The organism is Rhodococcus sp. p52, assembly GCF_000763325.2.
Lineage (GTDB): Bacteria > Actinomycetota > Actinomycetes > Mycobacteriales > Mycobacteriaceae > Rhodococcus > Rhodococcus pyridinivorans.
The window spans coordinates 555,913-582,026 of the sequence record NZ_CP016819.1 but is presented as its reverse complement, the minus strand read 5'-3'; the positions used below and the strand labels follow the sequence as shown (position 1 = coordinate 582,026).

Sequence of the window (26,114 nt, the reverse complement as noted above, 5' to 3'; positions counted from 1 at the left end):
GTCACCTGATCTCGCACAGGGGGGATGGCGATCGATCAGGGAGCCCGGCACAGTGCGTAGTGCTTAGTGCCATAAGGCAAATTACTGGTTCCGACCCCGGATTGGGGAGGGGTTGGCATGTGTCGATGGTCACGAAGCCGACAAACTGTCCGTTCGGGTAGGTCGACCGTGCCTCTAAACAGGGACTTTGGTCCCGAAAGGGGCAATGTAACTGTTCGGCAACGATTGCCCGCCTGGGGTCGGAAGCCCTGTTCCTACTGTTTGTAGGAGGACAGGAAGTTGCCGATCCGCTCGATCGCCACCGCCAGGTCGCGTGCCCACGGCAGCGTGACGATGCGCAGATGGTCGTGGTTCGGCCAGTTGAAGCCCGTGCCCTGCGTGACGAGGATGCGCTCCTGCAGCAGCAGATCCTGCACGAGCTTCTCGTCGTCGTGGATGTCGTAGACCTCCGGATCCAGACGCGGGAAGGCGTAGAGCGCACCGCGCGGCTTCACGCAGCTCACGCCCGGGATGGCGTTGAGGCGCTCCCACGCGACGTCGCGCTGCTCGAGCAGGCGCCCACCGGGCCGTACCAGGTCCTCGATGCTCTGATAGCCGCCGAGCGCCACCTGGATGGCGTGCTGGGCCGGCACATTGGGGCACAAGCGGGTCGAGGCGAGCAGGTCGACGCCCTCGAGGAAGCCCTCTGCGTGATCCTTCGGGCCGGTGATGACCATCCAGCCCGACCGGTAGCCGGCGACCCGGTACGCCTTCGACAGGCCGTTGTAGGTCAGGCAGAGCAGGTCGGGGGCCAGCGAGGCGAGGGAGATGTGCTTCGAATCGTCGTACAGGATCTTGTCGTAGATCTCGTCGGCGAGCAGCAGCAACTGGTGCTTGCGGGCAAGGCGCACGATCCCCTCGAGCACCTCGTGCGAGTACACGGCGCCCGTCGGGTTGTTCGGGTTGATCACCACGATCGCCTTGGTGCGGTCGGTGATCCGGGACTCGATGTCGTCGAGGTCCGGGTTCCAGTCGTTGGTCTCGTCGCACAGATAGTGCACGGGGGTGCCACCGGCGAGCGAGGTCATCGCCGTCCACAACGGGTAGTCGGGTGCCGGGATGAGCACCTCGTCGCCGTCGTCGAGCAGGGCCTGCATGGTGATGGTGATGAGCTCGGAGACTCCGTTGCCCAGGTAGACATCGTTGATGTCGAACTTCGGGAAGCGCGGCACGAGCTCGTAGCGCGTGACGATCGCGCGACGGGCGGAGGCGATGCCCTTGGACTCCGAGTAGCCCTGCGCGTGGGGCAGCGCCGCGATCATGTCCTGCACGATCGTGTCGGGCGCCTCGAACCCGAACGGTGCGGGGTTGCCGATGTTGAGCTTGAGGATGCGATGCCCCTCGGCCTCGAGCCGCGCGGCGTGGGCGTGCACCGGCCCGCGGATCTCGTAGAGCACGTTCTGGAGCTTCGACGACTGCTCGAGCCGACGGCTGATGTGATGGTGAAGTTGGCCTTGCTCCTCGATAGTCACGGCTTACATCGTGCCACCGTGCCGCAACAGGATTTCATCCGCGTTTTGCCGGTTGCGGTAACGAGTTGGGAAACAAGGCGCGACGAATGTCCGGATCAATGCGATGATCGAGGTCCATCTAGGCCTCACGTCGGGGTGACGTGGGGGAATGCAAGGAGCAAGTGGTATGGCGCAGGGCACTGTCAAGTGGTTCAACGCGGAAAAGGGCTTCGGCTTCATCGAGCAGGATGGTGGGGGAGCAGACGTTTTCGTCCATTACTCCGAGATCCAGGGTTCGGGCTTCAAGACCCTGGACGAGGGGGCACGAGTCGAGTTCGAGATCGGCCAGGGGCAGAAAGGCCCGCAGGCTCAGGGTGTGCGCGCCATCTAGGTCGCACTCTTTCGAGAATTCCGCGTTCGACGGCGTCGCACTTCCGGTGCGGCGCCGTCGTCGTGTGCTCTCCGTCACAGCCGGGAGGCGTAGGCCTACCCGTCGGTAAGTACTGCTTGTAAGGTATATCCGGTTCGTGGGGTAACAGTTTGTTTTCTCCGGTTCGTGGGGATTCGTACCGGACGGTTTTTCCTTCCTGGGGGATTGGTGTTTGTGGATTCGGCTACTCCTCGCAGTGCGACACACGATCGATGGACCGACCCCAAGAAACGCCTCTGGCTGTACGGACTCGTCGTCCCCCTGAGCCCCTTCATCGCCTACTTCCTCGTCGAATACCTCCACCTCGGCGTCTTCTGGGCCACCGGTGCACTGGTCATCGCCGTCGTCTGCCCGTTGGTCGACGCGTTCGCGAGGCTGGACACGAGCAATCCGCCCGAGAGCGTGATGCGGGCGCTCGAGAACGACCGGTACTACCGCTACTGCACCTATCTCTATCTCCCACTGCAATACGCGGGCCTGACATTCGGGTGCTGGATGTGGGTGTCGCAGCCCATGGGCGGCGCCGAACGATTCGCGATGGCCGCCACACTCGGCATCGTCGGCGGTGTCGGCATCAACGCGGCGCACGAACTCGGACACAAGCGCACCACCATCGAGCGGCGCCTCGCGAAGATCGCGCTCGCCCAGTCGTTCTACGGCCACTTCTACGTCGAACACAATCGGGGGCACCACGCCCGTGTGGCGACCCCGGAGGACCCGGCCACCGCCCGCATGGGAGAGAGCTACTGGCGCTTCCTGCCCCGTTCGGTGTTCGGCAGCCTCCGTTCCGCGATCCGTTACGAGAAGGGCCGGCTCGAACGTCGCGGCACGTCGTTCTGGAATCTGCGGCACAACGACATCCTCAACGCATGGGCGCTGAGCGTCGTCCTCTACGCGGTGCTCATCGCCGTGTTCGGCTGGTCGATCGCCCCGTGGCTCGTCGTCCAGGCCGTCATGGCGATCATGTTCCTCGAAGGCGCCAACTATCTCGAGCACTACGGGCTGCTGCGCGAGAAGCGACCGGACGGCAGCTACGAACGCGTGCAGCCCCAGCACAGCTGGAACAGCAACCACGTGTGCTCCAACCTGTTCCTCTACAACCTGCAACGGCACAGCGACCATCACGCCAATCCGCTGCGCCGCTACCAGACCCTGCGGTCGATGCCGCAGGCGCCGCAGCTACCCGCCGGTTACGCGGTATTGATCATCCTGGCTCTGTTCCCGCCGCTGTGGCGGCGCATCATGGACCCGCGACTGCTCGAGCACTACAGTCACGATTTCTCGCGAATCAATATTGAGCCTGAGAAACGAAATGCGATTCAGGCACGATACGGTGGTCGCAGTTAGGCGCCATGTCGGGGAGACCGGCGACGGTTTCCCGTTCTCGTCGGCCCAACGCGGGATCTGGTTTGCCCAGCATCTGCTCGGCGACATTCCACTGACCATCGCCCAGTACGTCGACGTCCGAGGCGAATTCGATCCCGAGATCTTCGCCGACGCCGGCGCCGCCACCGCCCGCTTCTTCGGCAACCCGCTCAACATGTGGGGTCCGTTCGACGACCCCACCTGGGTCGCCAATGATCCCTACGTCAACGCCGAGAAACTGCGCGGCACCACCTTGTACCTGTCGTCGCGCACCGGCCTGCCCGGCCGCTACGACAATCTCGAATCCGAGTGGATCAAGGACGAGGAAGACCTTACCGACGTGGTCATCAAGGGCGGACTCATCGAAGCCGCAGCGGCCGACTGCACCCGACGCATGGCGACGCGCCTCGACGAACTGGGCATCCCCGCCACCATCGACATCCACGACGACGGCACCCACAACTGGGGCTACTGGCAGGACGACCTGCACAACTCGTGGCCCGTCCTCGGTCCCGCGATCGGCGCGTCCTGACGGTTCATCCACAGGCGGTCGGTTCATCCACAGATCCGGCCGATTCGTCCTCGTAGGCACCTGCGGCCCGGGTCGACGGGCGATGCTAGGCGCCATGGGGGAGTTGATTCTGCGGCGCGAGGCAAATGCGCGCGGCGTCACCGATGCGGAGATCCGACGTCTGGTGCGGAACGGAACGTGGACTCGGCTCGCGTCGGGAGTCTTCGTCCAGTCCGACCAATATGCGGGGGCCGACGATCACGCTCGACATGCTCTTCGGGCACGGGCGTTCATCGCCAATGCAGGACCGACCTCGGCGCTGAGCCACGTATCGGCCGCGGTGCTGCACGGGCTCGACGTCTGGCAGATCCCACTCGATGATGTGCACCTCACCCGCAACGCGCCGAGTGGAGCGCGGAGGACACCCGGCCGCGCCATGCACGCGGCGCTCTTCCGTGAGGCGGACGTCGTGGACCGGAGGGGAGCGCGGGTGCTGTCGGTCGCACGGACGATCACGGATGTGGCCGCAACGGTGCCGGTGGAGCAGGCCGTCGTACTTGCCGACAGTGCGCTGCGAGCGGGGCTGGTTGCCTCCGACGAGCTGACCCGTGCCGTGGAACGGATGGGGAGTCATCCCCGCATCGCGCATGCGCGTCGTGCCGTGCAGCTGTCGAGCGGGTGCAGCGACAGCGCCGGCGAGTCGCGGAGCAGGGTTCTGTTCGTCCGTGAGCAGATCCCGATGCCGCTCACGCAGGTGGACGTCTTCTGCGCCGACGGCAGGTGGCTCGCTCGCGTCGACTTCCTGTGGCCGGAGCACGGTGTGATCGGCGAGTTCGACGGTCGGATCAAGTACCGCCGCGACGGGGTCGCGACCACCGCCGCCGAGGACGTGGTCTACCGCGAGAAGCTGCGGGAGGACGCACTGCGTCACGCGGGGTGGACGGTGGTGCGGTGGACGTGGCAGGACCTCGGGACCCGCGGCGCCGTCGCAACGAAGGTGCGGGAGGCGTTCGCACGGGCGGCGCGGGGGAGCGGGCCGACGGGGAGGTACGCAACAAAGAAGTAAGGCTCGCAACGCCAGCAGTCACTGCCAGCGTTGCGAGCCTCAACCTCGCGTTGCGTACCTACTTGCGGCCGGGTGCCTTCGCGCCGGGCTTGAAGCCGAGCGCGCCCGGCTTCGCCTTCGGTGCCTCGACCTCCGGCTTCGCCGGGGTCGCGGGCGCCTCGGGCTCAGCCGGAGCCTCGGCGACCGGCTCGGGTTCCGGCGTCGGCTCCGCCTTCGCCGGAGCGGCAGGCGCAGCCTTCTTCGCGCCCGGACCCTTCAGACCGCTCTTGAGCTGCAGTCCGCCCGGCTTCGCCTTCGGGATCACCGACTCCTTCGGCTGCTCCGCAGCAGGCGCCTCGGCCGTAGACGACTCCGCCGCGGGAGCCTCGGCAACAGGTGCCTCCTCGGCAGGTGCAGCCGGAGCTGCGGACGCCGCCGGAGCCGCCTTCTTGGCGCCCGGTCCCTTCAGGCCGCTCTTGAGCTGCAGTCCGCCCGGCTTCGCCTTCGGCACCGCGGGTGCTTCGGCAGCGGGAGCGTCCGACGACTCGGCAGGAGCGGCGGGAGCAGCAGGTGCGGCCGGCTTCGCAGCGCCCGGGGCCTTCGCGCCCGGTGCCTTGAGACCGCCCTTCATCTGCAGCCCGCCCGGCTTCGCCTTCGGTGCTGCCGGTGCCTCGGTCTCAGGAGCAGAAGAAGCCTCGGACGACGCGGCCGGTGCGGCCGGAGCCGCAGCCTTCTTCGCGCCCGGACCCTTCAGGCCGCCCTTCATCTGCAGGCCGCCCGGCTTCGCCTTCGGCGCTGCCGGCGCCTCGGCAGCTTCGGCAGCAGGAGCCTTCGCGCCCCCGGGAGCCTTCGGTCCGCCCGGAGCCTTGAGGCCGCCCTTCATCTGCAGGCCGCCGGCCTTCGGGGCGCCGGTGGTCTTCGGAGCAGCCGGCGCTGCCGCTGCCGCCTCGACCTCCTCGACGCGCTCCTTCTCGACCTCTTCCGCGGTCTCCTCGACCTCGACCGGAGTCTTCGGCTGCTGGACCACCTTGAGGTTGTCGCTGAGCTTCGCAGCCTCGACGCGAGAGATCGACTCGAGCATGAGCTGCGCAACGTCGATGACCTCGACGCCCTCGCCCTTGCCCTCTTCCTGACGCGCCGTCACACCGTCGGTGAGCATGACGCGGCAGAACGGGCAGCCCGTCGCGATCTTGGCGGGATTCGTGGTGAGCGCTTCATCGACACGGTCGATGTTGATGCGCTTACCGATCTTCTCCTCCATCCACATGCGGGCACCACCGGCACCACAGCACATGGACCGCTCGCCGTGACGCGGCATCTCGACGAGCTTCGCACCCGACGCCGCCATCAGCTCACGCGGAGCGTTGTAGACCTTGTTGTGCCGTCCGAGGAAGCACGGGTCGTGGTAGGTCACGTCCTGGCCGACGGCCTTGACCTGGACCAGCTTCTTCGCCCGCACCAGACGGTTGAGCAGCTGCGTGTGGTGGACGACCTCGTAGCTGCCACCCACCTGCGGGTACTCGTTGTTCAGCGCGTTGAAGCAGTGCGCACACGTCACGACGATCTTGCGCTTGCTCTGCTCGACGCCCTCGAACACACCGTTGAGGACCTCGATGTTCTGCTGCGCCAACTGCTGGAACAGGAACTCGTTGCCCGCGCGGCGAGCGGAGTCGCCGGTGCAAGTCTCCTCGGCGCCGAGGACCATGAACTTCACGCCGGCGGTCGCGAGGAGCTCGGCGACGGCCTTCGTGGTCTTCTTGGCGCGGTCCTCGTAGGCACCGGCACAGCCGACCCAGAAGAGGTACTCGTAGCCGTCGAAGCTGTCGGCATCCTGGCCGAAGACCGGGATGTCGAACTCCATCTCGTTGATCCAGTTGAGACGGTCCTTGGCGTTCTGGCCCCAGGGGTTGCCCTTGTTCTCGAGGTTCTTGAACAGACCCGCGAGCTCGGACGGGAAGTCCGACTCGATGAGCACCTGGTAGCGACGCATGTCGATGATGTGGTCGACGTGCTCGATGTCCACCGGGCACTGCTCGACGCACGCACCACAGTTGGTGCACGACCACAGGGTCTCGGTGTCGATGACGGGAGCGAGCTCGCCTGCTTCCAGCAGTCCCTCGGTCTCGCCGACGAGCTTGCGACCCGACTCCTCGCGAGCCGACGCCGGGATCTTCGCCAGCTTGGCCTCGTCCGGGTTGCCCTCGGCGTCGACCAGGCCGACCTCGTCGCCACCGAGATCGGTGCGACCACCGGCGAGCAGGTAGGGAGCCTTGGCGTAACCGTGGTCGCGCAGCGACGTGATGAGCAGCTTCGGCGACAGCGGCTTACCGGTGTTCCAGGCGGGGCACTGCGACTGGCAACGACCGCACTCGGTGCAGGTCGTGAAGTCCAGCCAGCCCTTCCACGTGAAGTCCTCGATGCGGCCGGCACCGAAGGTGTCCTTGTCCGGATCGGCGTCTTCCATGTCGACGGGCTTGCCGCCGGACATCATCTGACGTGCGGCACCGAGGGCGGGACCGCCGTCGTCCTCACGCTTGAAGTAGATGTTGAAGAAGGCCGAGAAGCGGTGCCATGCGACACCCCACGTGATGTTGCGGCCGACGATGTAGAGCCACACCATGCCCGACATGAGCTTGATGAACGCGAAGACCGACACGAGTTCAGGGCTCTCCGGAAGGATCCGGGCGACCTGCATGGTGAAGAAGTCGGTCGACAGGTGACCGCCGCCGTAGGTGGCGATCTTGCCGGCCTTCACCAGGATCATGCCCAGGCCCTCGAGCAGCACGACCGCTTCGACGAAGTAGGCGGCCTTGAAGTTCGAGCCGCTGAAGCGCGACATCCGTCCGGGCTGACGTGGATGATTGCGCTGGCGGATGTAGATCAGCGTCAGGATGCCGATCACTGTGCCGAGGCCGAGGATCTCGTCGATGAAGTGATAGACGGCGGTGTTGCCGATGATGGGCCAGTGGAAGCTCGGGTCGAACGTCTGGCCGTAGGCCTCGAACCAGACGATCGCGCCGAGCATGAAGCCGACCATCACCAGCCAGTGCGCCCAGCCGACGGTCCGGAACTTGACCATCTTCGTGTGCGCGAGGAATTCGACGACCATCTGCTTGAAGCGCGGGAAGAACGGCCGCCAGCGGTCCGGGGCCGGCTGGCCGACCCGGATCGTGTTGACCATCTTCAATGCGCCGCTGATGAACGCGAACCAACACACGAGGCTCAGCAGCACGCCGATCGTGCCCAACGTAATCGTCAGGGCATTCATACGTGGCCTTTCGTGTCGGGGGCGGCGTCGTGCCGCCTGGTATGAGTCACCGCATCGTAACGCAAGCTAAGTTACCCACCGGTAACTTGGTCTGAACTGGAGTTCCCCGCCAGTAGTAAAATCTGCGTCGAATCGGAGACCGTGTGCCCGGACACGCTAGAGGTCAAACGCGATACCGCCGTCGCGCAGGATGTCCTAACTCGCCCGAAACGAGGCGTGTGTCACACGGAGGTCACGACACGCTCTACCGGCCACGATGCGGTGTCCATTCGGGCAAAGGGGTATAACGCTCCGGATGTGATGTCGGTTATGATTTGCCCGGTACGTGGGGTTCGCACGTGGGATGTACACGTCGGGGGACGTAGAACTCCAGGTCGATACAGCAGAATGGGGGCGTCTTAACAGGCGTGCGCCATGTCACAGAACGGAAAAAGATGAAGCTGAAGAAGCTTGCCGCTGTGGCGACGATGACGATCGCCGCCATGGGCATCACCGCCGGAACTTCGTACGCCGCTCCGGCCGCAGCCGACGAAGACGCGATCAACTACGAGGTCCGGCCCGAGGGTGAGTCCGTCGTGACCGTCATCGACGCAGGTTCCTTCCAGGTCTCCGGAGACGGAAAGAGCGTCGAACTGCAGGACGACGAGGGTGACACCGTCCTCAGCCTGCCGCTCGCGATCCAGCTCGGCGATCTGCAGCTGCCTTTCGAGCGTGAGGTGAGCGAGGACGGCAAGACTCTCACGCTGACCCCCGTCACCGACCTGTCCAAGGCGACCCCGGTCGCACCTGAGGACAAGGTCGGACCGTCGCTCACCCCGGTGGCGCTGAAGCTCACCGATGTCGCATCGCCCGAAGAGAACCTGAAGTCGCAGCAGAACTTCGTGTCGCAGTTGGGCATGGCCACCGCTATCGGCACTGTCGGGGGCGCGATCATCGGTTGCATCGTCGGAGCGATTCCCGGAACGATCGTGCCGGGCGCAGGGACCATCCTCGGCTGTGGTGCCGGTGCGGGCGTCGGTGGCACCATCGGCGCGTTCACGGCTGGCGGCCCGACGGCTGTCATCGCGGGTATCGCGGTGGTCCAGGATCTGCTGGCGGCTCCGGGAACCACGCAGTGGGCCGAAGGTAAGTAAGCAGTAGTACGAAACGGCCCCGTCGCCCTGCAGGGTGACGGGGCCGTTTCGTATGCAGATCAACCGGCCAGGAAAAGCCTGATCAGATTCCACAGCACCTGCTGATCCGTGAGCAGCACCGCAATGCTGCCCACGATCGATGATCCCAGCACTTCGATCTCCCTCTGTCCCTGCGGTCCACTCGTCCGGTCCGACCGATCGGGCGAGCCTATCCGATTCGATCTTGGTGCCCGAACGACGCTCCGAGAAGGGCGCAATCTGCGGAGATGAGACGAAACGAGGCCCGGCCTCCGCGGTGCGGAAGCCGGGCCTCGTCGTCGTGTGGACTCGCGCTACCAGGTGCGGACCTTCAGGCCCGGGTTCTCGGCCAGGACCGTCTTGATCGGCGTGGCGAACAGCTCGGGGCTCTCACCGAGCAGGCCGCTGACGAACCCGGCGATCTCGCACATGCCGTACTGGCCGACGTTCGAGGCGCTGGAGATGCCGAGGGCGAGAGTGCCGGTGACGAGGGTGCCACCGCTGTCGCCCTGCAGGGCGCACAGGTTGGTGGAGAAGCCGTTCTCGAGCACGCGGTGGCCGATCTCGACGTTCTGGCCGGTGGCGGTCACGACACCGCAGCTGTAGCCGGTGCGCAGGCCCGACTTGCAGACCGGAGCGCCGACGACGGGATCCGCGACGCCCGTGATGGGCAGCGGAGCGGCGAACGGAACGCGCACGCCGTTGTTCTCGAAGCGACCCGCGGCATCGGAGGTGGGGCGGATCAGCGCGTAGTCGCTGCCGTCGAGCACGGTCTTCTCGAACGAGCCGAGGTGCTGGCCGAGGTTGTCGCCGATGAGCTGGTGGACCTGGGAGGCCCACCGAGTGCCGGCCTGCGCGCGGTTGGGGTCGCAGTGACCGGCGGTGATGTTCACGGGCTGTCCGCTGCCGTCCTCGCCGTTGAAGCCGAGCGAGCAGCGGAGCCCTTCGCCGGCACCGAGCGCGGCGTAGGCGTCGCCGCCGAAGAGCGCGTCGGGCGCGCCGAGACCACCGGCGATGGGCTGCAGGTCGGTTGCGCCCTCCGGGGTCAGTTCGGCGGGAGCGAACAGCACGCGCACGCCGTCGAGGAAGTCGGGGAGCTCGACGCCGGACACGTTGTCGGTGCGCACGACGACATCGTTGTTGACCACGTCGACGGCGATGCCGCGGATGACATCGGCGACGGCGGGCGGCTGGGTCTCGAGCCAGTCGCCCAGCGCGCCGAGCTGATCTTCGAGGGCGTCCTCGCTGCGCTCGGTCTCGGCGACGGTGAATCCGGCATCCTCGGCGGCCTTGCGGGCCTCCTCGAAGCCGTCACCTTCGGTGAGGCCGACGGTGGCGGTGCCCTGGTCGTCCAGCCACACACCGGCGAAGACGGCTTCGAACTGCTCCCGTGCCTTCTCGGCGAACGCGGCGAGATCCTGGCTGCGCTGCGCATCGGCGAGGAAGCGCTCGGCATCGATGTTCAGGTCGCGCTGCAACGCCTCGACGAGCTCGGCCGGCAGAGACGATGTCTGCGCCGGTTCGGTCTCGGGTTCGGCCTGCGCGATGGCAACGGCAGGGCCGAGGAGCAGCAGTGCGGTCGAACCGATGACGGCCGTCCGACGTGCGAAGGTGCGTCGCATGGATACCTTTCTCGTTCCTTCGCGCATGCACGCGCGAAGGCGCCGTTCCCCCGCGGATCGGCGTCCGTCCGATCCTAAGGGGTGATCGCGGAAGTACGTAGCTACTTCTCGGTTACGTATGAGACTCGTGTGACTGTTGTGACGAACGGCCCAGGTGTTCCGGGCATTATGACGGGTTCGCCGCAGTACGGACTCGGGCGCCGGTGGCGTTCTCGATCTCTTGGATCGGGATGCCGAGGCTGGAGGTGCCACCGTTGGGCGCGAGTACCAGATTCGCCTCGACGCAGTTCGGTGCGCCGGCGCTGTTCGATCCGCTGATCACGCCGAGGGCGAGGGTGCCGGTGACGATGGCACCACCGCTGTCACCCGCGAGGGTGCAGGCGGAGGTCGCGAAGCCGCGGATGGTGCTCGAGAAGCCCGAGTCGTAGGTCAGCTGGGTCTCGATGCGATCGGCGACGACGAGCCCGCACGTGAACGACGACGACTGTCCCGACTTGCAGACGGGCGCGCCGACGACCGGAACGGCCGTGCCGGTGACCGTGAGGGTCGAGCCGTTGCCGCCGCGAACCGACGGGCGGTCCAGGCCCGCGTCGACGCCGGCCTTGTCGAGCGAGACGATGCCGTAGTCGAGGGTGCTGTCGGTACCGACCGTGGACTCGGTGAACTTGCCGATCCGGACGCTCTCGTCGATGTTGGCGCGGTTGGGCAGGTAGACCGTCGAACCACCGTCGGAACGAGCGACCGCGTCGCAGTGACCGGCGGTGAGGTTGACGGCGTCGCCGTCGGCGTCGACACCGTTGAAGCCGAACGAGCAGATGCCGATGCGCTCGATGGGCGTGGCGCGGACGTCGCCGTCGGCGGTGATGTAGGTGTCGCCACCCATCGGGGCCGGATCGTTCGGCGGCATGCCCGGCGACAACTGGACCTGCACGTTCGCCGCCAGCGACGGCAGGTTCAGTGCGCGCCCGATCGGCGAGTTCACGATGTCGAGGACGATCTGGTTGTTGAGCACATCGATCGACGCGGAGTTGATCTGCGACGACACCTCGCGCGGGAGCCCCGCCACCCAGCGGTTCAGTTCGGCGAGGGCCTGCTCGAGTCCGTCGGCCGAGACCGGCGCGACCGTCGCCCGGTAGCCGTCCTGGGCTGCCTTCTCTGCGGCCTCGGGGTTCGTGACGGCGATGACGGGCTTGCCGTCCTCGCCGAGCCAGGCGCCTGCGAACTCGGAGGGACGCTCGGAGCGGAAGTCGCGGGCGTAGTCACCGAGTTCCTGCGCCCGCGCGGCGCGATCGAGGTATTCCTCGGGCGTCAGACCCAGGTCGCGCTGGATCGCTTCGACGAGCTCGGCGGGAAGTTCAGCGGAAGGCAACTGTTCGGCGGGCGCGGCGTTCGCTGTGGCGCTCAGAGGCACAGCCAGCAGAACCGCGGAGGCCGCTGCGACTGCGACGCGGCGGGTGGTGGAACGGACTGCGGCGCGCGACGCCGACGAGAGACGCATGGAGGCCTTTCATGTGTGCTCGATGTGCTCTTGAACAGGTGCTTCGTGGAATCGGCGAGCCGACCCGCGGGACAGCCTACGGGACGGCCCGGCGACCGCCGATAGTGCCGTAGGTCACCACTCGGATAGCCGCGCTGTCTAGCTGCCGGTCTCAGTCTCTGTCGTTTCCGGAATGTCCGTCGAGGGCGGTTCCTCAGAAGGGTCGGGATCGGTCGGGGCGGTCGTCGGCTGGGTCGTCGTGGTGGTGGTACTGCCACCGCTCCCGCCACTGCCACCACTGCCGCGTCCGCCACCCGAGGAATCATCGGGCTGGTTCCGCCGCGACCAGCCGGTGCTCGAGGTGGTTGAGGACGTGCTCGAGGTGGTCGAGCCGGGCGACGACGACGAAGAGGACTGTTCGCTCGTGCCGGTGGTGGGATCGACCCAGGTCTGCTGCACGACCGGCGGGGCCACCGGGACCGCCTGCTCGGCGGTGGCCGGCTCGGTCGACTCCTCGGTGGTGGTCTCCTCGGTGCTGCGGGGAGCCGGCGGCTTGCTCGACTTCGAGGTCGTCGTGGTTGCGGGAGCGGTCGGGGTCTCGGCGACCTGCGTGCCCGCGGTGGCCGTCGGGGAGTCCCGCAGCCCGAACACCAACGCGCCGACGCCTACCAGCAACGCGATCGCCGCAGCCGCCGCGATGGCCGTGACCTTCGACGAGCGACCCGAGGGCTTCTCGTCGGCGGCATCTCCGGCTGCGACGGCGGCGACCGTCGCCTTCGGCGTGTTCGCCGCGGCGGCAGCGGGCGTGGCGCCCGGAGGGGGAGTCGCGGTGATCTTCGAGATCACCGCGGTGATCTCGGGGTCGAGTTCGCTGCGTCGCGGTTCGGTGAGCTTGGCGGTGGGCAGGATCTGCGTCGAACCGAGGAGGTCGACCGAGCCGGCGGCCGCGGCGAGAGCGGCGCCCCGCACCATCGTCTGGTGCGGGGCGGGCGCCAGGGCACACCGCACACCGAGACCGGTCTTCACCGACTGTGCGACGAGCTGCGCGGCGCTCGGATCGACTGCTTCGTCGATCGTGACGACGATGGCGTCGAGGTTGCTCACGAGCCAGCCGAACGCGCCGAGCGCCGACGAGAGCTGCGCGGCGACCGACGGAGCGTCGTCCTCAGGGAATCGGAAGGCCTTCCCCGCCGCGACTCCAGAGCGCACGAGCGTGACGGTCGAGCCCTGCGGATCGATGTGGTAGACCGCGAGGAGCCGTCCGGTCTGATGCGCGACCTGCGATTCGAACCATGCTGCGGCGGCCTCGGCGTCGGAGACGAGCGAGACGTGACGCAACCCGACGTAGTCGAGGGCGTTGCGCAGCACCGCGACCGTCGAGCTCGGCCAGTCGGTGGGATGCGTCGCCACAGCCGTGTACGGGGTGTCGCCGATGAGGGAGGCTGCGTCGGCGAGGAGACATTCCATGGCCGTTGCGACCAGGTCTTCGGCGCGGGAGAGTGACCCGTCGTTGGCGCGGACACCGCCGGAGTGGCCGAGGCGGTCGACGAAGCCGGTGAAGGAACTGGTGTGCCCGTCGACGACGTCGTGGTCGCCCAGCGTCGCGGTGCCGTCGGAATGCAGGTGGACGGCGGTGAACCGCTCGATCGGTGCGGGGTCCGGCCGTCCCGGCGTCGGTGAGGTGACCGCAACCGACGACACGGTGGTCCCCACCCTCAGGCCTACGCCTACGGACATGCCGGCTTTCCTCCATTCCGGTCGGAGTGCATGTGACGGGATACATCTGCGCCGTGCCCCATGGCTCGGAGCAGTGACAGGAGCTCCGAGCGGGAACCGGCACCGAGTCGGCGCCGGATACGGGCGACATGATGTTCCACGGTCTTCGCGGAAATGTACAGGTGGTTCCCGACTTCTCGGTAGGTGAGGCCCGAAACCACCAGGTCGGCCACCTGCGCCTCGCGCTCGGACAGTGCGCCCGGTTTCTCCCGTGCGCCGAGGGGTGATTCGTCCGGAACGCTCGGGGGAGCGGCGGGGGCGACGTCGACCGGTGCGCGACCGGCCGGGCCGTCCTGCCGGATCGTCCGCGCGACCTGCAGCAATCCGGTGGCGACGGTGGTGTCGTCCGTCCGGAGCGCTGCTTCTCCCGCGAGCTTCGCGCCGTCCCACGGGAGACCCACGGACGCGAGGGACTCGGCCGCCTCGCGGATGCGCGTCGCGTCGACCTCACCGCGCAGCACCGAGAGCCATGCATGCCCGGCCCGCGCGAGCACCGCGGCGTAGGCAGTGGTCTCCGCGGCCAGGGCGAGCGCGCGGGCGTGCGGGACAAGGTCGGCCGGACGGTCCGCGGCGATCGCGGCCTGCACTCCGTACCAGTGCAGCGCCGCACCCCACAGCGGTGGCTCGCCGAGGGTGGTGAGCAGCGCACGGGCACCGACGACGAGGTGCGCGACCCGCGCGGACTCCCCGAGGCGGACGGCGGCCAGCCACAGTTCACCCAGGGGCAGCAATCCGAACAGGTCGACGGAGTACTCGGCGACGACCGCCTGCGCGGCCTGCCATCGCACCGTCAACGCTCCGAGGTCGGCGTTGCGTCGCGCCAGCCCGACCTGCAGGGCGTGGAAGAAGAGGAGATTGCGTTGCCCGGTCACCTCGGGAGCGACGGCTTCGGCGGTCGCCGCGGCGGCGGTGAGATCACCGCCGAGCATCTCGGTCCACGCCACCAGGATGCGATTGCGCACGGTGGGAGTCTCCGGACGGTCGAGGATCGCGCGTGCGTACCCGAGTTCGCCCGAGTGCAGACACAGCAGTGCGGCGACGGCGTCGACCGTGTCGGGCCAGGCGCGCAACGAACCGTCGGATCCGAGGCTCGTCAATGCGCGGGCGAGGTGATTCATCGCGATCCGGCCGTCGCCTCCGACGGATTCGCGCAGGCCCTCCTCGAGCAGTCGTGCGGCGGAGGCCGCAGAGGTCGGCGCACCCGAGACGGCGGCACCGCGGAGACGTTCTGCGGCCGAGGGGCGTCCGGCGGCGAGCAGCACTGTGGCGGCGAGAGGAGCGTCCGTACCGACCCGTTCGGGGCCGAGCCATTCGAACAGGTCGGCGCTGCGGTCGAGCATGCCGCGATGCGCGGCGATACTCGCGGAGATCCGGGTGGCGGCGCGCACGTCGTCGACGTCCACCGTGTCGGCGCGGTCGAGCAGCCGGTCGGTGACCTGCTCGGCTCGCTCGAGATCCCCTGCCGCAAAGGCGACTTCGGCGCGCCGCACTGCGAGGGCATCGGGATCGGCTCCTGTCGGTACCGCGGCGTCGAGAAGATCGGCGGCCTCGCGCGGCGTTGCGTCGACCGCGAACTCCACGAGCCGTCGGGCGAGATGCGGATCGGTGAGGCCGATCGTGGCGAGCCCCCGGGCGAGGTGCGGCGTGAGTGTTCCGGCGTCGATGCGTGTCGCGAGGAGGCGGCGGGCGACGGCGAACAGGTTGTGTCTCCCGAGGACCGCGGCGGGCACGCCGCTCGCTCCCGCAGTGAGACTCGCTGCATCGGCCCCGAGCAGACCGCTCGCGCGGGCCGCGTCGACGAGATCGAGGGCCCGCTCGGCGGGTACCTCGAGTACGGCGGAGAGTTCGCCGGGATCGAGCGCCGCACCGAGATCGACGAGCGCGAGGGCTGCGGTGAGATCGAGATCGGCGAGGAGCTGCCGGCGGATCCCCTCCTCGACGGCCTGCCGGACATCGGCCTCCGTCCGCACGGCTTCGAGGGCGGTGTCGACGAGATGCGGTACGCCGCCCGTCAGGCGGTGCAGGGCACGCACCTGGGGTGGCGCGAGCCGAAGCTCGAACGATGCCGCGCGACCGGCGATCTCACGGGGCGTCCACGAGCCCAGTTCCACCACTGTCCCGTTTCCCGCGAACGCTGCGGTCAGCGAACGCATCTCGGCTCGGTGGGGTCGAGCTTCGGTGGCCACGACGATTCCGGTCGGCGCATTCCGGACGTGGTCGACGAGCTCGTGCAGTTCCGCGGCGGTCATGCGGTGCGCGTCGTCGACGGTGCGGGTGTCGCCGAGATCGGTTCGGAGCGAAGCGAGTACGGCGGACTTCCCGCTTCCGGTGCCGCCGACGAGCAGTAGTCGCGGGGGAGCGGCCGCGGTCAGGGCACGCGTGACCTCCCGGGGGACCGGGCGTCGCGGAGGAGCGGGAGCGGACGTCATCGGGATCGGTCAGCGTCCGGTTCCGAGCAGTCCGCCGACGACCTGCCCCGTGCCGTCGAGGACACCCCCGACCACGTTGCCGGTGCCGTCGAGCACCCCGCCGACGCCGTTACCGACACCCTCGACGACCGCACCGGCACCCTGACCTGCGCCGGACAGGGCGTCGCCGACGCCGCTGCCACCCGTGCTCGGCGGGGTCGGTTGCGGCGCAGGCTGAGGGGCGGGCGCTGGGGCCGGAGCAGGAGCGGGTTGCGGCGCAGGCTGGGGTGCCTGCGGGCTTTGACCGGGTGCTACCGGCGCGGGTGCGGTCGGGTCCGGCGCAGGTACAGCGCCGGTGGGTGCGGCGCCGGAAGCGGGCGTCGCGGCGACCGGGACAGCGGTCACGGTGCCGTCCGGTCCCTGCACCCCGATCGGGACGGTGGTTCCCGCCTCGGACGGCTGCGCGCCGGTCGTGCCGGGAACGGTCGTACCGGGGACGGTCGCGGTGGTGGTCGAGTTGCCGGCCACGACCTCGCTCGACGGACCCACCTCCGAACCGGGTGTCTCGGCCTCCGACGACAGGGTGCCGATCGCCAGTCCACCCCCGGCGAGGACGACGACGGCAGCGACAGCGGCACCCACCAGCGCGAACGAGCGGGCACGGGCGCGTGAGGGTGTGCCGGACCCGGTGTCGACGACCGCAGGCCGATGCGCGGCGGCGACCGGCGGCGCCTCAGCGGCGGGCACCACCGGGAGCGCGACGGTCTCGGGCTCGTCGTCGACGACAGGTGCAGGAGGCGCCATCGGCACCGCGGCAGTCGGGGCACCGTCCGCGGCTGCTGCAAGCGCGGCCCCATGCGCTGCGGTGAAGGCCGGTCGCGCCGACGAGACGATCGGCAGACCCAGCTCCGACGAGATCAGTTCGGCGACGAGCGGGGTGGACGAGCCACCACCGATCAGCAGTACGCGTCCGATGTCCGCACGATCGAGCCCGGCCCCGCGGATCGCGTCCTGCACCACGGCGAGCGACGCCCCGAGCGGTTCCCGGGCGAGTTCCTCGAACTCGCTGCGCACCAGACGCAGGTCGCGGTGCAGGCCGGGCAGCGCGACCGGCACCACCGTCTCGGTGTCGCTGGACAGTGCCTCCTTCGCCGCGCGGCACCGACCGCGGAAGTCGGCGAGTGCCGCGACGGTCGCGGAATCGAACGGATCGAGGCCGGTCGAGTCCCCGCCGAGCGTTTCCAGCAGATAGGTCGTGACGAGATGGTCGAAATGGTCGCCGGAGACGTCGTCGCTGCTCAACGGGCGGCCCAGCAGCATGGGATGGGCGCCGCCCTGCACGACGGTGACGTCGAGGCTGCGCGCACCGAGGTCGTAGACCACCGTCACGTCGTCTCCCAGCGGCCCGTGTGTGGCGTCGAGCCAGCGCACCGCCGCGATCGGTTCGGGGATCGTCCGTGCAGTGACGCCCGCCCGGACGAGCGCGGCGCACAGGGCCTCGACGGTGTGAGCCGACCACGCGGCGGGATGTGCCAGCATCGTCGGCACATCGGAGGTGCCGGTGCGGTACTGCAGGCAGGCCACGGTCGACGCGACGAGATCCTCACCCAGGTAGGTGGAGCCGTCCTCGGCGAGGATGCCGACCGGATCGCCCACCCGGGCCGCATAGCCGGAGAACACCTGCGCACCGGGGGTCGGGGCGCCGAGGACGGGGGCCCCGCCCTCGGGGAGGTGGAGTTCGGTGGGGATCGACAGAACGCTGGGATCGCCGGATCGGGGCTGGTCGAGGACGGTGAGGGCCACCGAGTTGGCCGCCCCGATCGTGACGCCGAGTCCTGAATACATGCACGCTCCCGTGTTCTGGGCGGACATCGGTCCGCGATCTCGCTCCACCGTTCGGTCTCGATGAGCCTGTCGTTCCCGCCGCGCGGCCCGTTAGCGCCCACGCCGCCACCGGCCCGATCGTAGGGACTGTCCCCTAACGACCCCCATGCCCCCGAACCCCGATCCCCTAACGGGTGACGGCGGGCAGGGGGCCGCACCCCCTGTGCCCGCGACCGGCCGTTTCGTAGCGTCGTCCGTAGATCCCGACGACTCAGGAGACACGCGATGGCCACCAACGCCGTACTCGACTTCATCCTCAGCCTGTTCCGTGACGAGAAGGAACTCGCCCGGTACTGCAACAACCCCGAGGCCGTCCTCGCCGAAGCCGGATTGGACAGCGTGTGCCACGCCGACATCGTCGCCGTCGCCCCGCTCGTTGCGGACAGTGGTCTGTTCGCCGGAACCGCCGCCGAACTGACCGCAGCGCTGAACGGTGCGGCGAACGTCGGGGCGTCGATCGTAGGCACCGCCGCAGCCGGTCTGGGCGGAGCAGCGGGCCTCGGTGGCGCAGTGGGCCTCGGTGGCGCCGCCGGCCTGGGCCTCGGTGTCGGAGCAGGCCTCGGTGGGGGCCTGGGTCTCGGTGGTGGACTTAACCTCGGCGGCGGACTGGACCTCGGCGGGACCGTCGGCGCGCAGACCGGGATCGTCGTCGACCTCGGTGCGCAGCTCGGAGCGGCGCTCGAAGCCGGTGGCGAACTCGGCGCTTCCTTGGGTGCAGCGCTCGGTGGTGCTCTCGACGCAGGCCTCGAACTCGGCGGATCCTTCGACGTCGGAGGTGCCGTGGCCGGAGCGCTCGAAGGTGGGCTCGGCCTGGGCGTCGGTGCCGCTGCAGACCTGGCCGCGGCGATCGACGCGGCCGTCGAGGCCTCGGGCGGCCTCGGCGCAGATCTCGCCACGACCCTCGAAGGAGCCTTGGGCATCGGCGGCACCCTCGGCGCCGACATCGGGCTTGCCCTCGGTGGCCTGCTGGAATCGGCCGTCGACGTCGGCGGCACCTTCTCGACCGAACTCACCGCGGCCCTCGAGGGCGGCGCCGAACTCGGTGCCGCACTCGGCACGACCCTCGGTGGCGTTCTCGGCGTGGGCACGGAACTGACCGGCGCGCTCGGCACGAGCCTGGGCGGCGTCCTCGGTGGTGTGGCCGATCTCGGCGCCGGACTGGGAACCGACCTTTCCGCCGGTCTCGACGCCGGTGTGGGCGCGACGCTCGGCCTCGGTGCGTCCCTCTCGGCCCTGCTCGGAGCGGGCGGTGGAGCTGCGGCCGATCTCGGCGCCGCGCTGGGGACCGTCATCGAGAACAGCGCGCAGGGCGGTCTGCTCGGCGGTGTCGACCTCGACGCGGTCCTCTCGGGTGGCGGTGAGATCGACGCTGAGGCCGGGGCGGGCGTCGAACTCGGCACGCTGGTCGGCGGGGTGCTCGGAGGTGCGCTCGGCCTCGAGACCACCGCGGCCACCGAACTGTCGTCGGCGCTGAACGTCGCCATCGGCTCGACCACCGGTATCGGCGCGACCGTCGATTCGACCGTGCAGGCGGGGACGAACCTCGGATCGGATCTGTCGTCCGTCCTCGGCTCGACCTTCGCGACCGGCGGCTCGGCCGGCGCCGAGCTCGGCCTGCAACTCGGCAGTGCACTCGAGACGGCCGCAGGGTCGGCGTCCCTCGATGCGGGGGCCGATCTCGGCACGCAGCTCGCGACGACGATCGGCGGCAGCCTCGATGCCGGTGCCGAAGCCACCGGTCAGCTCGGCTACGCCCTCGACGGCGCACTGGACGCGGCGGCGGAACTCGGGGCCGGAGTGAACGTGGGAGCGGACCTCGGCGCGGCGATCGGCTCGGGGGTCGGCGCGGCCGGTGGACTGGGAACGTCCGTCGATCTGGGTGCAGCCACCGATGTCGAGAACGGGTTGGATCTCGGTGGTGCAGCAGACCTGGGCGCGGCTGCCGACCTCGGTGTCTCCGGCGGTCTGGAGAGCGCAGCCGACCTCGGTGCCGAGCTGTCCACGCAGGTGGGGACGGCCCTGTCGGGCGGGGTCGATACGGCCCTGCCGGGCGGGGTCGATACGGCCCTGTCGGGCGGTGCGGACAGCTGGGCATCGGTCGGCGAGGACGTCTTCGGCTCTGCCTCGGGAGCTGCGGGCTTGTTCGGCGAGGGTGGTCTCACCGCGACCTCCGGTCTCGGCGGCGACTCCTCTCTCGGCGCCACCGACTCCACCGAGCTCGACGAACTGCTGCCCTGACCCGCAGCGGTGCGGGCTCCGGGACATAATGTCCGGAGCCCGCACCGACGGAAGGCGAGTCGACGCAGCCCATGCAGCATTCACCGGATACGCAGCATCCATCCGATCCTTCGAGACGCCGAGCGCTCCTCGACCTGATCGACTCCGCGATCGCGCGATCTCGCAGCGCCGGGCGCAACGATCTCACCGACCGGTTGACGGCCGCCCGTACGAAGGTCTCCGACCCGCGACTGCGGGTGGTCGTCGTCGGGGGTCTGAACCAGGGCAAGAGCCGGTTCGTGAACGCTCTGCTCGGCCTCGAGGTGTGTTCCGTCGGCGACGACGAGACCACCGCGGTCCCCACGCTCGTGCAACACGGGCAGGAGCCGTCCGCCGAACTCGTCCCGACCGGTTCGGCGCCGCGCATCGCCGTGCCCTTCGACGACCTGCAGCAGGTCGCGCCGCGCAGCGCCGGCCGGGACGTCGACCGGCTCGAGGTGAGTGTGCCGAGTCCGCTGCTCGCCGACGGACTCGTGTTCGTCGACACCCCGGGTGTGGGAGGCCACGGAAATCCGCACACAGCAGCCACATTGACGCTCCTGGCCACCGCGGATGCGGTCTTCGTCGTCTCGGATGCGAGTCAGGAGTTCACCGCACCGGAGATGTCGTTCCTGCGACAGGTGCAGACGTTGTGCCCGGCGTCGGCGGTGCTCGTCACCAAGACGGACGTGTATCCGCACTGGCGCGCGATCGTCGACGCCGACCGCGAACACCTGCAGCGAGCGGGGATCGACCTGCCGCTGCTGCCCGTCTCGTCCCTGCTGCGCGAGTACGCGCTGCGCACCGAAGACGCCTCGCTGCAGCAGGAATCCGGCTTCGACGCGATCTACGACTTCCTGCGCGAACAGGTGGTCGCGCGCAACGCCGACTCGGCGCGACTGTCGGTGGCGCACGACGTGAAGACCGTCGTCGACCATCTCGCGCTCGGATGCGAGAGCGAACTCGCCGCCCTGCGCGACCCCGACTCCGGGAACGCCGCGATCGAGGACCTGCACCGGGCACGCGCCGCGACCGAGGCATTGCGGACGCGGGCGGCGCGGTGGCAGATCACGTTGTCGGACGGCATCGCCGATCTCGCGGCCGACATCGACCACGACCTGCGCGACCGGCTGCGCACGGTGACCCGCGACGCCGAAGCGTCCGTGGACGACTGTGATCCGGGCAAGGAATGGCCGCGGCTGGGGCAGTGGCTCGCCGAACAGGTCGCCGAATCCGTCGGTGACAACTTCGTGTGGGCGCACGAACGCGCCGAGGCGCTCGCAGGCAAGGTCGCCGAGCACTTCGCACTCGACGACGACTCCTTGCCGTCGTTGCATCTCGGCGACCTGTCGAGACTGCTCGAGCCCGTCGAGAACCTGTCCGATCTCGAATCGGGCCGGATCGGTATCGGTCAGAAGGTACTCGTCGGCATGAAGGGTTCTTACGGTGGCGTGCTGATGTTCGGTCTCGTCACCACCCTGATGGGGATGGCGCTCGTGAACCCGATCTCGGTGGGAGCCGGAGTCGTCCTGGGTACCAAGGCGTATCGCGACGACAAGCAGGTGCGGCTCGCCAAGCGCCGCGTCGACGCGAAGAGCGCGATCCGCGCCTTCACCGACGACGTGAGCTTCCAGGTCGGCAAGGAATCGAAGGACCGGCTCCGGCTCATCCAGCGTCAGTTGCGCGATCACTTCACCGAGATCGCAGAGCAGACACTACGTTCGCTCGACGAGTCGCTCGAAGCGGCCCGCCAGGCCGCGACCGTGCAGGAACAGGAACGCCGCCGTCGGATCGGTGAACTCGACACGCAGGTCGCGGAACTGGGCCGATTGCGCGAGCGCGCCGCGGAACTCGCGGGAGTGTCGGCGTGACCCCGACTCTCTCGCGCGCCCGCGACCTGCTCGACCGGGCACGCGCGTCGTACGGCGGGAACCCGGCCGTCGCGGACCTGCTCGACCACTGCGCCGCGCGACTCGATCAGCCGCTGCGGGTCGCGCTCGCCGGATCGCTCAAGGCCGGCAAGTCGACCCTACTCAATGCGCTTGTAGGACAGGACATCGCGCCCACCGACGCGACGGAGTGCACGCGCGTCGTCACCTGGTACCGCAACGGACCCGTGCCGACGGTGAACGCCTGGTACGACCGGAACCGCCGCATGCCGGTGCCCGTGCAGCGTCCCGACGGCCGTTTGACCTTCGACCTCGGCGAACTCACCGCCGACCGCGTCGACTTCATCGACGTCGAATGGCCGGCCAGCGCGCTGGCGCAGACCACCATCATCGACACCCCGGGCACGTCGTCGTTGTCGCAGGACGTGTCGGCGCGGACCCTGGCGCTGCTCACCCCGGAGGAATCGGCCTCCGGTGCCGACGCCGTCGTCTACCTGATGCGTTCGCTCGGAGCCGCCGACGTCGAGTTCCTCGAACGGATCGGCCGGCACGTCGGCGGGGGATCGGGACCGCTCGGCATCGTCGGGGGGGTGTCGCGCGCCGACGAGGTCGGTGCGGGTCGTGCCGACGCGATGATGTCGGCGAAGCAGGTCGCGGCGAGGTTCACCGACGAACTCGAACGCACCGGACTGTGCCAGGCGGTCGTGCCGGTCGCCGGGTTGCTCGCCCTCGCCGCACGGACCCTGCGGCAGAACGAGTTCGCGGCCTTCGAGGCGCTCGCACAGGTGCCGGTGGAACAACTGCAGGTCGCGATGCTGTCGGCCGACCGCTTCGCGCGACCGGACGTCGACCTGCCCGTCGACCCCGGGATGCGGGCACGTCTCGTCGACCGGTTCGGTCTGTTCGGCATCCGCACCGCAGTGCTGCTCGTGCAGCTCGGCGCGCGCGATTCACCGTCCCTCGCCGCCGAACTCGTCGCGCGCAGCGGGCTCGACGAGCTGCGTCAGGTCATCGACGTGCAGTTCGGTCAGCGTGCCGATCAGCTCAAGACCCATTCGGCGCTGCTGGCGCTCGAGCGGGTGTTGCACGCGTGCGGCGACCACGAGCTGCTGGGAGCCGTGCGACGCGAACTGGCCGACGACCACGGCTTCGCCGAACTCCGCCTGCTGGGCAGACTGCGGTCGTCGTCGGTGTCACTGCCCGACGAGGAGGTCCAGGCGCTGCAGCGCGTGGTCGGTGGATCCGGGATCGGCGCCACCCGGCGCCTCGGTCTCGCCGACGACGCGTCACCTGCCGAGATCCGCGCTGCGGCCGTCGATGCGGTGCGGCACTGGCGATCCCGCGCCGAACATCCGCTGCTCGATCCGTTCACTGCGAAAGCCGCAGCGGTGGCAGCGCGCAGTGCGGAAGGGCTGGTCGCGGGAGCCGGCCGACAGATGTGAGCTGTAGCCGAACGATTCGGCTTGCACCTCACGTAACGTGAGGTCATAGCGTCGATCGTGCCGGCGCACGGAGTGCCGGTGGAAGTGGGTGGACGATGCCGGCGACTGGTTCCGGGCAGCAGACACGTTCCGGACAGCACTGGAAGGTGGGGCGTCTCGCAGCGGAGACAGGCCTGACCGTGCGGACCCTGCATCACTACGACGACATAGGCCTCGTGCGGCCGTCGGGTCGGACGGCGTCGGGCCATCGGCTGTACGAGGAGTCGGACGTCGAGAGGCTGTACCAGGTGCTGGCGCTGCGTCAGCTCGGGCTGTCACTGGACGCGATCGCCACGGTCACCGACGGCGACACCTCGCTGTCGGAGATCCTCGACGCGCACCGTGCCTACCTGGACGATCAGCTCGCGGCGACCCGCACGCTGCGTGCGCAGGTCGAGATGCTCTCCCGCACGGTCCGAACGTCGCCGGATGCATCGGTCGCCGACTTCCTTCACGTGATCCGAGGAGTGATCGAAGTGGACGACATCTTCGAAAGGTATTTCGACAAGGGACAGATCGCAGACCTCGCGGAACGACGCGCGATGCTGGGCGACGACGTCATCACGGCGGCAGAGACGTCGTGGCAGGAACTCATCCCGCGTGTCGACGCTGCGCTGAGTTCGGGGATGGATCCGGCCTGTTCGGAGGCCCAGGAGATGGCACGGCAATGGATGGATCTGCTCGAGCAGTTCCACGGCGGCGACGAGGGCCTACGCGACAGCCTCTACCGCATGCACGAGGACAACGCGCAGCAGATCGAGCAGGAGTTCTGCGGGCCGAGTCGCGAACACATCGAGTTCATCACGAAGGCGAACGAGGCGCGATCTACGTAAGCACAGGGACGGATGCTCGATGTCGTCATCGAGCATCCGTCCCCGAATCGTGCAATCAACGTCGACGGGCTCTGCCGGCGGCGCGAACCAGGCGGGCGTGGACGGCCTCGAAGCGGAACAGATCCGCCCACGTCCATCGCACGACCTCGAAGCCCAGAGCCCGGATCGCATCCTCCCGCAGCTTCTCGCGATGGACGGTCTCGGCCGTCGCGCCGGGCTCGTCCGAGCCGTACTTGCTCCTTCCGTCGAATTCCCCGACCACGCCTTCGTCCTCCCAGAGGAAGTCGGGACGAGCGACGAATGCTCCGGAAGGGGTCCGCAGCTCGTGCTGCAGCTTCGGCGCCGGTAACCCCGCCGACCGGATCCGTAGTCGGCTGAGCGACTCGCCGGGACTTTCGCTGCGACCGTCGAGGAAAGCAACGGTCCGCCGGGCAGCGGCGATCCCGTGCCGCATGCCGGACGATGCCAGCGCATCGAGGAGCAGGGGCGCGATATGGGGATGCGCCCGCAGCGCCGCGTCGCCGGCGATGACTGCCGAGTCCACCGACAGTGTTCGTGCCAGGTCGACAACCGTCCGCGCGACGGTCGTGGTGCGCAGACCCGCGACGACGCAGACCTCGTCGGGTTGATAGGTGCACCTGTGTACATGGAGGGTCGGGGTGCGGCGTCCGCTCGACGGCCGTTCGCGGCTGATGTGCACCGGGGAGAGGTCGACGTCCCAGAGAGGAAGGCCGTGCAGCACCGCAGCGGAGACATGGCTGACGACGGCGTCCGGGGTGATCCGTCCTTGTCGCGCCAGTACGCGCGCATGGTGCAGGGTGAGCGGGTCGAGGTCCGCGCCACCGTCGACGTACACACCGCGCGTGACGTTCCGCAGTCGTCCCACACGGACAGCCTGACGGATCTCGTCCGAGGTCGTCCCGCCGGCCAGCAGGTCGGAGCGCAGAAGGAAGTTCGGTTCGTCCATGCAGCGAGGGTCGTGTACGGCGACGACGGACCCGGAGCATCGAAGCCCTCGACCCGACCACCTGTGGATCGACGGGGTCCCTGTGGACAACCCGTCCTTGCGCACCGGTGCGGACAGTGGCGCCTTGTCGACATCGGGTATCGGTCCCCGAATCGAGCAGATGCGACCGATCGAAGTGATGTGCGCCACCCTCGGAACAAAAGTCCACGACCTGCCGTTGGACGAGTCAGACAACTTGAGCGCATAAGACTCAACTTCACT

17 protein-coding genes are annotated in these 26,114 nt (G+C 68.8%); 9 read left to right on the top strand and 8 right to left on the bottom strand.

Going from position 1 to position 26,114, the window contains the following annotated elements; all coding sequences use genetic code 11:
- Positions 1 to 254: 254 nt before the first annotated feature.
- Complete coding sequence (locus tag IM25_RS02615) at positions 255 to 1,511, bottom strand: pyridoxal phosphate-dependent aminotransferase (protein ID WP_019291004.1); 1,257 nt, start codon at positions 1,509 to 1,511, stop codon at positions 255 to 257.
- Positions 1,512 to 1,677: 166 nt separating this feature from the next.
- On the opposite strand from IM25_RS02615, the gene IM25_RS02610 reads away from it, so the two are divergent.
- The 4 genes from IM25_RS02610 to IM25_RS02595 all read left to right on the top strand — a co-directional run bounded on the left by IM25_RS02610 (position 1,678) and on the right by IM25_RS02595 (position 4,862).
- Entirely contained in the window at positions 1,678 to 1,881 is a 204-nt protein-coding gene (locus IM25_RS02610; protein ID WP_006553044.1) for a cold-shock protein, read from the top strand.
- Positions 1,882 to 2,094: 213 nt separating this feature from the next.
- The gene (locus IM25_RS02605; RefSeq protein WP_006553043.1) at positions 2,095 to 3,267 is read left to right on the top strand and encodes an alkane 1-monooxygenase; all 1,173 of its coding nucleotides are present in this window, start codon (positions 2,095 to 2,097) and stop codon (positions 3,265 to 3,267) included.
- Positions 3,254 to 3,817 (top strand): alpha/beta hydrolase-fold protein, encoded by a 564-nt coding sequence (locus IM25_RS02600; RefSeq protein ID WP_198162529.1) that lies wholly within the window; start codon positions 3,254 to 3,256, stop codon positions 3,815 to 3,817. The genes IM25_RS02605 and IM25_RS02600 overlap by 14 nt, the downstream gene beginning before the upstream one ends.
- Before the next feature lie 94 nt (positions 3,818 to 3,911).
- Entirely contained in the window at positions 3,912 to 4,862 is a 951-nt protein-coding gene (locus tag IM25_RS02595) for a hypothetical protein (protein WP_006553041.1), read from the top strand.
- A 58-nt stretch (positions 4,863 to 4,920) separates the two neighbouring features.
- Here IM25_RS02595 and IM25_RS02590 read toward each other — a convergent pair whose 3' ends face one another.
- Positions 4,921 to 8,109: a (Fe-S)-binding protein gene (locus IM25_RS02590; protein WP_033096242.1), complete on the bottom strand. Its 3,189-nt coding sequence runs from the start codon at positions 8,107 to 8,109 to the stop codon at positions 4,921 to 4,923.
- 434 nt (positions 8,110 to 8,543) lie between these two features.
- Here IM25_RS02590 and IM25_RS02585 point away from each other — a divergent pair, with 434 nt between their 5' ends.
- The gene (locus tag IM25_RS02585) at positions 8,544 to 9,242 is read left to right on the top strand and encodes a hypothetical protein (protein ID WP_065995719.1); all 699 of its coding nucleotides are present in this window, start codon (positions 8,544 to 8,546) and stop codon (positions 9,240 to 9,242) included.
- A gap of 332 nt (positions 9,243 to 9,574) precedes the next feature.
- Here the strand turns inward: IM25_RS02585 and IM25_RS02580 are convergent, their stop codons facing one another.
- The 5 genes from IM25_RS02580 to IM25_RS02560 form a co-directional block, all read right to left on the bottom strand.
- Positions 9,575 to 10,882: a S1 family peptidase gene (locus IM25_RS02580; RefSeq protein WP_033096241.1), complete on the bottom strand. Its 1,308-nt coding sequence runs from the start codon at positions 10,880 to 10,882 to the stop codon at positions 9,575 to 9,577.
- 166 nt (positions 10,883 to 11,048) lie between these two features.
- Entirely contained in the window at positions 11,049 to 12,380 is a 1,332-nt protein-coding gene (locus tag IM25_RS02575; RefSeq protein WP_033096240.1) for a S1 family peptidase, read from the bottom strand.
- 138 nt (positions 12,381 to 12,518) lie between these two features.
- Entirely contained in the window at positions 12,519 to 14,096 is a 1,578-nt protein-coding gene (locus IM25_RS02570; RefSeq protein ID WP_033096239.1) for a hypothetical protein, read from the bottom strand.
- Entirely contained in the window at positions 14,087 to 16,564 is a 2,478-nt protein-coding gene (locus IM25_RS02565) for a LuxR C-terminal-related transcriptional regulator (RefSeq protein WP_033096238.1), read from the bottom strand. Before IM25_RS02565 ends, IM25_RS02570 begins: the two co-directional genes overlap by 10 nt.
- 9 nt (positions 16,565 to 16,573) lie before the next feature.
- Positions 16,574 to 18,388: an Hsp70 family protein gene (locus IM25_RS02560; RefSeq protein ID WP_033096381.1), complete on the bottom strand. Its 1,815-nt coding sequence runs from the start codon at positions 18,386 to 18,388 to the stop codon at positions 16,574 to 16,576.
- Positions 18,389 to 18,652: 264 nt separating this feature from the next.
- On the opposite strand from IM25_RS02560, the gene IM25_RS02555 reads away from it, so the two are divergent.
- The 4 genes from IM25_RS02555 (at position 18,653) to IM25_RS02540 (ending at position 24,886) form a co-directional block, all read left to right on the top strand.
- The gene (locus IM25_RS02555; protein WP_065995718.1) at positions 18,653 to 20,665 is read left to right on the top strand and encodes an IniB N-terminal domain-containing protein; all 2,013 of its coding nucleotides are present in this window, start codon (positions 18,653 to 18,655) and stop codon (positions 20,663 to 20,665) included.
- Positions 20,666 to 20,736: 71 nt separating this feature from the next.
- Positions 20,737 to 22,554, top strand: a complete 1,818-nt coding sequence (locus IM25_RS02550) for a dynamin family protein (protein ID WP_024101924.1) — start codon at positions 20,737 to 20,739, stop codon at positions 22,552 to 22,554.
- On the top strand, positions 22,551 to 24,014 hold the full coding sequence (locus tag IM25_RS02545) for a dynamin family protein (RefSeq protein WP_065995717.1): 1,464 nt from the start codon (positions 22,551 to 22,553) through the stop codon (positions 24,012 to 24,014). The genes IM25_RS02550 and IM25_RS02545 overlap by 4 nt, the downstream gene beginning before the upstream one ends.
- A 95-nt stretch (positions 24,015 to 24,109) precedes the next feature.
- Positions 24,110 to 24,886 (top strand): MerR family transcriptional regulator, encoded by a 777-nt coding sequence (locus IM25_RS02540; RefSeq protein ID WP_006553030.1) that lies wholly within the window; start codon positions 24,110 to 24,112, stop codon positions 24,884 to 24,886.
- 55 nt (positions 24,887 to 24,941) lie between these two features.
- Here IM25_RS02540 and IM25_RS02535 read toward each other — a convergent pair whose 3' ends face one another.
- Positions 24,942 to 25,853 carry a hypothetical protein gene (locus IM25_RS02535; RefSeq protein WP_006553029.1) on the bottom strand — a complete coding sequence of 304 codons (912 nt, stop codon included), beginning with the start codon at positions 25,851 to 25,853 and terminating at the stop codon, positions 24,942 to 24,944.
- Positions 25,854 to 26,114 lie beyond the last annotated feature (261 nt).

Excerpts from the sequence above, each read along its gene's own strand:
- IM25_RS02610 (WP_006553044.1), top strand. The coding sequence starts at position 1,678 with ATGGCGCAGGGCACTGTCAAGTGGTTCAACGCGGAAAAGGGCTTCGGC.
- IM25_RS02595 (WP_006553041.1), top strand. The coding sequence starts at position 3,912 with ATGGGGGAGTTGATTCTGCGGCGCGAGGCAAATGCGCGCGGCGTCACC.
- IM25_RS02590 (WP_033096242.1), bottom strand. The coding sequence starts at position 8,109 with ATGAATGCCCTGACGATTACGTTGGGCACGATCGGCGTGCTGCTGAGC.
- IM25_RS02585 (WP_065995719.1), top strand. The coding sequence starts at position 8,544 with ATGAAGCTGAAGAAGCTTGCCGCTGTGGCGACGATGACGATCGCCGCC.
- IM25_RS02580 (WP_033096241.1), bottom strand. The coding sequence starts at position 10,882 with ATGCGACGCACCTTCGCACGTCGGACGGCCGTCATCGGTTCGACCGCA.
- IM25_RS02575 (WP_033096240.1), bottom strand. The coding sequence starts at position 12,380 with ATGCGTCTCTCGTCGGCGTCGCGCGCCGCAGTCCGTTCCACCACCCGC.
- IM25_RS02570 (WP_033096239.1), bottom strand. The coding sequence starts at position 14,096 with ATGTCCGTAGGCGTAGGCCTGAGGGTGGGGACCACCGTGTCGTCGGTT.
- IM25_RS02565 (WP_033096238.1), bottom strand. The coding sequence starts at position 16,564 with ATGACGTCCGCTCCCGCTCCTCCGCGACGCCCGGTCCCCCGGGAGGTC.
- IM25_RS02560 (WP_033096381.1), bottom strand. The coding sequence starts at position 18,388 with ATGTATTCAGGACTCGGCGTCACGATCGGGGCGGCCAACTCGGTGGCC.
- IM25_RS02555 (WP_065995718.1), top strand. The coding sequence starts at position 18,653 with ATGGCCACCAACGCCGTACTCGACTTCATCCTCAGCCTGTTCCGTGAC.
- IM25_RS02550 (WP_024101924.1), top strand. The coding sequence starts at position 20,737 with ATGCAGCATTCACCGGATACGCAGCATCCATCCGATCCTTCGAGACGC.
- IM25_RS02540 (WP_006553030.1), top strand. The coding sequence starts at position 24,110 with ATGCCGGCGACTGGTTCCGGGCAGCAGACACGTTCCGGACAGCACTGG.
- IM25_RS02535 (WP_006553029.1), bottom strand. The coding sequence starts at position 25,853 with ATGGACGAACCGAACTTCCTTCTGCGCTCCGACCTGCTGGCCGGCGGG.